Origin of the sequence: Treponema sp. (assembly GCF_024696245.1) — a bacterium.
Lineage (GTDB): Bacteria > Spirochaetota > Spirochaetia > Treponematales > Treponemataceae > Treponema_D.
The window spans coordinates 1-6184 of sequence record NZ_JAILGZ010000044.1; the positions used below are offsets into that span (position 1 = coordinate 1).

At 39.3% G+C, this 6184-nt stretch carries 6 protein-coding genes; 5 read left to right on the forward strand and 1 reads right to left on the reverse strand.

The genetic code is table 11. The features are described from left to right. The 3 genes from K6D58_RS03160 to K6D58_RS03170 all read left to right on the forward strand — a co-directional run. The coding region (locus K6D58_RS03160) for a family 43 glycosylhydrolase (protein WP_296827501.1) at positions 1-643 on the forward strand (643 nt) is incomplete at its 5' end. Further along, positions 643-1878, forward strand: coding sequence for a glycoside hydrolase family protein (locus K6D58_RS03165; RefSeq protein WP_296827503.1), 1236 nt, complete (start codon positions 643-645; stop codon positions 1876-1878). The genes K6D58_RS03160 and K6D58_RS03165, both read left to right, overlap by 1 nt. A gap of 54 nt (positions 1879-1932) precedes the next feature. Next, on the forward strand, positions 1933-3021 hold the full coding sequence (locus tag K6D58_RS03170; protein WP_296827505.1) for a glycoside hydrolase family 43 protein: 1089 nt from the start codon (positions 1933-1935) through the stop codon (positions 3019-3021). Between the two features lie 136 nt (positions 3022-3157). On the opposite strand, the gene K6D58_RS03175 is transcribed toward K6D58_RS03170, so the two are convergent. Then, entirely contained in the window at positions 3158-4021 is an 864-nt protein-coding gene (locus K6D58_RS03175; protein WP_296827508.1) for an EamA family transporter, read from the reverse strand. Positions 4022-4121: 100 nt separating this feature from the next. Between K6D58_RS03175 and xylB the strand changes: the two genes are divergently transcribed. After that, complete coding sequence (gene xylB / locus K6D58_RS03180) at positions 4122-5645, forward strand: xylulokinase (protein ID WP_296827511.1); 1524 nt, start codon at positions 4122-4124, stop codon at positions 5643-5645. Between the two features lie 24 nt (positions 5646-5669). Next, the coding region (locus K6D58_RS03185; RefSeq protein ID WP_296827516.1) for a DUF4867 family protein at positions 5670-6184 on the forward strand (515 nt) is incomplete at its 3' end.

Here is a 6184-nt window from a genome sequence, read left to right on the forward strand (position 1 = left end):
TGTTTACAAGGATGGTCCTTTTGATGAAGTTAAGGGGGATGAAGATTTTACCCTTCACGGAAAGTCTTATGTAAATGGTGCTAAGAATAACGGCTGGTCCTGCATATTTATCGGAAAAACAAGTCCTGCTGATTTTACAAAAGTTACTGATGCTGCAATTATTGCTGTGCCTGAATATGGCTGGGAGTATGGTACAGAGACTTATGATTTTAATGGAACAAAGTATCAGCATAATTCCGGTAACGTAAATGTTAATGAAGGTCCTGCAATTCTTAAGCGTAACGGAAAAGTTTTTATTGCTTACAGTGCCAGTGCCTGTGATGAAGCTTACTGTCTTGGTCTTTTAACTGCGGATGAATCTTCTGATCTTACAAAAATGTCTTCATGGAAAAAATCTCCTTTGCCTGTCTTTACTACTTCTGTTAAAAACAGAGTGTACGGTCCGGGGCATTGTTCATTCACCAGAGATAAAGATGGAAAGGATCTGATTGTTTATCATGCAAGAAATTACTACGGTCTTTATACAGGTGGAGCAGTTTACAGAACAACAAAGGATGGACTTTCTGATCCTCATAGAAGTGCCCGTGTTAAAGAAATAAGCTGGGGTGCAGATGGCAGTCCTGTTTTTGGAGAGGCTGAATAATGGCAGAAAAATATTTTGAAGAAGATGCAAAAAAATTCCAGAAGTTAATTGAGTCTGCAGGGGATAATCTTTGTCTCAGGGTAATGGCATATTTTAAGGACAGTGATCATTCATTAAAGGATCAGTCCCTTTATCTTGCAATTACAACAGATGGTCTTAAATGGAAGGCCCTTAACGGCAATAATCCTGTTTATACTGTAGAAGGAATTGGTTCAAATCTTATTCGTGATCCTTATATCGTAAAAAAAGCAGACGGAACTTATCTTATGATTGCTACTGACTGGACTTTGTACGGGGCAGATAAAGTTCATGCAAACCACAGGCTTTATGATGGAAGTATCAGTAAGGAAGATTCCTGGGATTACGAAACTGATAATTACTGGGATGTAAATACAAGCTGTCTTATTTTTGCAGACAGTCCTGATATGATTCACTGGACAAATCCCCGTCAGATTCAAATGGTGAGCGATGAATTAAAAAAATCCTTCTATAATAACTGTGGTAATTACATGCACTGCTGGGCACCGGAAGTTGTTTTTGATACAGATGCTGATGGAAAGGCAAAAGTAATTCACACAGCTGCAGATGGAAAAGAATACCGCTACGGAGTTATCTGGAGTGGTGATGGAGAAGAAAATGGTCATCGTAAAATTTCTGATGATAAGGAATATAACGAGACCTGGGTTAACTGGACAAATGATTTTGAAACTTTTACAGCCGGAGAAATTTATTTTGCTAATTCCAGTGCAAATATTGATGCCAGTGTTTTAACGGATACTCTTTCTGTTTCGGCTGCTCCTGGTTCAAAAAAAGAATATTGTCTTTTCTTTAAGGACCAGGTTGAACATCAGCATGGTATTGGTCAGGTAGTTTCTGATTCCCTTGATGCCCATGCCTTTGATGCAAGAAAAGATTTTTTTAATGTTATTTTCAGTAAAGATAAAGGTAATGGTGATATTACTAAGGTGACAAAATCTTTGTATAATGAAGGAGAAGGGCCGTTTGCATTCAGACCATATACAAACAGGGATTTATGGTACCTTTTTGTTGACTGTCATGATGCTCATGCGGAAAAAGTTTTTGGTGCATTCAGTACTACAGATTTAAGAAACTGGAAGTCTGAAAATGATGCAACAGAATTTCCGGGTGGAGTTATACGGCACGGTTCAACTGTAAGTGTTACTGTTGAAGAAGCTCTTTCACTGGTCCGGGCTTTCGGACTTGAAAACATATAGAAGAGTAAAGGAAGCAAAGCTTTTATTTTTCTGATTTCTGATGGAGGAACTTTTATGAAAAAAATTCTGGGCATAATGATGGTATTGTTAAGCGTAACATTTGCATTTACATCTTGCTCAAAGAAGGAGAAAAAAATGGCAGAAGACAAGGGTGCCTGGGTACTTACATACTTCCTGGGACAGGGTAACTCAGCCGAAGAAAATGCATTATTCCTGGCATACAGCCGCGATGGACTTCACTGGGAAAATTTAAATGACGGTAAGCCGGCTTATGTAGTAGAAGGTATTGGTGGAAACCGTATTCGTGATCCTTTTGTTTACCGTAAGAATGACGGTAAGTTTGTAATGATTGCAACTGACTGGACTTTGTGGCAGACTCCACAGGCTATCAGCGAAGGATACTGGTCTAATCCAAGTCCATATCTTATTCTTGCAGATTCAGATGACCTTATTAATTTTAAAAATCCACGCCGTGTTGATTTTGCACAGTTTACTCCTGAAGCAACAGCAAACAGAAGGGCTCACGGATGGCCTGACATGCACTGTTGGGCTCCAGAAGTTTTTTATGATGAATCCCGTGGTGAATACGGAATCATCTGGAGTGGAGACGGTGATCTTGCAGGTGACAGCGTAATTAACAGAACTTACGTAAACTATACAAAGGATTTTGTAACATTCAGCAAGCCTGAACTTTTCTTTGAACTTCTTGATGACAATGGACAGAATATTACAGAAATCGATGCAACTCTTATTAAGCATAATAAAGACTGGTACATGTTCTTTAAGGGAGAAGCAAACGACGCTAAGGATATTCAGGAAGCAAAATCTACTTCACTTAAGCCAGGTTCATTTACTGTAATCAACAATAAAAAATACATCACCCGCGGAACAAAGCAGGATGAACAGATGTATACAGAGGGACCATTCATCATTAAGGCTCTTAATGAAAACAAGTGGTATCTTTATGCTGACTTCTACGGAAGGGACGGTGTATTTGGATGCTGGGAAACAACAGATCTTGAAGCAGATCCTGCTGACTGGCGTCTTCTTGATGAAAAGGAATATTCACTTCCATTCGGTGTACGCCATGCAAATACTGTTCGCGTAACAGAAGAAGAACTTAACAAACTTCTTAATAAATAAAGTTTTTTATTTTTAAGCTTGAGCCCCTGAAGCTGCTGCAATTAATTTGTGGTTTAGTTTCAGGGGCTTTGTTTTTTAATGATGGGTTAATTAAGAGATGGGGTCATCTAAAGATTCTTTATTTAAAGAAGGTTTTTTATTTAAAGAATATGCCTAAAAGAATTCCTGCGATTATTACAGCGGCACATAAAAGTTTATGGAGGATTCCTTCTTCTTTATAAATAAATCTTCCGGCAAGAATTGTTACCAGGGTTCCGGACTGTTTGATTAAAGTCATTACTGTAATGCGGCTTCCTTCCATTCCGTTGGCAATAAAAAGTGCACGGTCAGAAACTACAAAGAGAATGCTTATGAGCCAGACCCATGGATTTTTTAGTGTGGCAGTCAGGCGGATATTCTGTCTTGTTACAATAGAAAAAACCAGGTAGAGGATAACGATAAAAAGCATGTACCAGAACTGAAGCTGGGATGAGTTTATCTGCTTCATAAGAATCTTGTCCATAAGTCCAGATATTCCGTTAAGGGCACAGGAGGCAAAGGCAAGTATTATGAATATGGAAGGTATTTTTTTAGGAAAGTTATCTTTTTCTTCCGGCTTGATTTTATGAAACTTAAGGCTGATAAGTCCAAGGCAGACTAAGGCAAGGCCGGCCCACTGCATAAGGTTCATTTTTTCGTGGAGGACTATAAGGCCTAAAAAGGATGCAAAGAGAACTCTGGATAAATCAAGAACACCATAAAGGCTTATAGGAAGTTTTTTTATTGCAATAAAACTAAAAATCCAGGCAAGAAAAATTACTGAAGATTTAAGGGCGATGTAGCCATAGTATTTTGCCTGGAGTCCCATGGCATTTTTATAATCTGGCAGAATGAATAAAAAGCTTAAGGCGGAATAAATTAGAAGAACTTCAAAAGTAGAACTTCTTTTAAGGGCTTCTTTTTTTCCAACTTCCCTTATTCCTTTGCATATTCCATAGAACAAAACCAGTAAAATCCACATGGACTTAGTTATATCAAAAAATTTCAAACAAAAAAACTGAAAAATTTCATATTTCAAAATACTACATTCGGTCTCATAATATACTTACGAGGTTTTTTACATGGAATATTTGCTTGGTATTGATTTAGGAACAAGCGGAACAAAAACAGTTCTTTTTGATATAAGCGGCCAGCCACTGGCATCTAAAACTGTGGAATATCCACTTTACCAGCCGGAGAACGGATGGGCTGAACAGGATCCCCTTGACTGGTGGAATGCAACTGTAGAAGGAATAAAGGCAGTTCTTGCAAAAAGCGGGGCAGATGCTTCCCTTATAAAAGGTATTGGTATTTCCGGACAGATGCATGGTCTTGTCCTTCTTGATAAAGGTGGAAATCTTCTTCGCAGGTCCATTATCTGGTGTGATCAGAGGACAGGGCAGGAATGTCAGGAGATTACAAATAAGGTAGGGGCTGAACGGCTTATTGAAATTACTGCAAATCCAGCTCTTACAGGTTTTACTGCTTCCAAGATAATGTGGGTTAAAAATCATGAGCCTGAGATTTATGAGAAGACGGCACATATTCTTTTGCCAAAGGATTATGTCCGTTACATGCTTACAGGTGAATTTGCTACGGAAGTAAGTGATGCTTCGGGAATGCAGCTGCTTGATGTTCCGGCCCGTAAGTGGTCTGATGAAGTTCTTACAAAGCTGGACATAGATAAGTCTCTTCTTGCAAAAGTATATGAGTCTCCGGAAGTTACAGGTCAGGTATCTGCAAAGGCTGCAGAGCTTACGGGATTAAAAGCGGGAACTCCTGTTGCCGGTGGTGCAGGTGATAATGCTGCAGCTGCTGTCGGAACAGGAACTGTTGAAGACGGTCGTGCTTTTACTACTTTAGGAACAAGTGGTGTTGTTTTTGCCCACACTTCAAAAGTAAGTATAGATCCTGCAGGAAGGGTTCATACATTTTGTTGTGCGGTTCCAGGTGAATGGCATGTTATGGGGGTTACTCAGGCTGCCGGTCTTTCTTTAAAGTGGTTCCGGGATAATTTTTGTAATGAAGAAATTCTTACTTCCCGTGGAATGAATAAAGATCCTTACTATCTTATGGATGCTCAGGCGGAGAGAATTCCTATTGGCTGCGAACGTCTTCTTTATCTTCCATATCTTATGGGTGAACGTACTCCTCATCTTGATCCTGACTGTCGTGGTGTTTTCTTTGGACTGTCGGCCCTTCATACAAAGCAGCATCTTCTTCGTGCAGTTATGGAAGGGGTTACTTACAGTCAGAGGGATTCGCTGGAAGTTCTCAGGGGAATGGGAATTACTATAGAAGAGATGTATGCCTGTGGCGGTGGTGGAAGCAGTCCTTTGTGGAGGCAGATGCTTTCTGATGTATTTAACTGCCCTGTAAAAACTGTTACAAGTAAGGAAGGGCCTGCTCTTGGTGTTGCTATTCTTGCCGGAGTTGCAGCAGGTATTTATAAATCAGTTGGCCAGGCCTGTCGTGACATTATAAAAACTAATCCTGCACAAAATCCTGTTGAAGCAAACACAAGGGAATACGAAAAATTCTATCAAGTTTATAAAAGTCTTTATCCAGCCCTTAAAGAAAATTTTGCAATGTTAAGTTCTTTGTAAGGCAGAAATTTTTGGAGGAATAATATGAAAGTTAAAAGTGTTTATTCAAAGGCATTTGCAAAATATGGAAAAGTTCTGGAAGGTTATGATACAGCTGCTCTTATTGAAGAATTAAAAAAGACAGATAAACCTGCCGCAGAAGTAATTTATGAACCTCATTCAGAAATGGAAAAGCTTGCTATTGCCGGAGAGTTCAGTGCAAATGCTTACGGTGGAATGCCTGTAGAAATTGGTTATTGTAACGGCTTTAACACAAAGCTTAACTGTCTTGAATATCACCGTGGGAGTGAACTGAATATTCCTGAGCAGGATATGATTCTTTTGGTTGCTTCTCTTGCTGATGTTAAGAAGGGTTTTATTCATTCAAGAAAAGTTGAAGCCTTTCGTGTGCCGGCGGGAAGTGTTGTGGAAGTTTACGAAACAACCCTTCATTATGCACCCTGCTGTGATGTAAGGGGGAATGAAGTTTCTGACGGCTTCAGGGTTGCTATTGTTCTTCCTGCAGAAACAAATACGGATAAGCCTGATATAAAAATAAA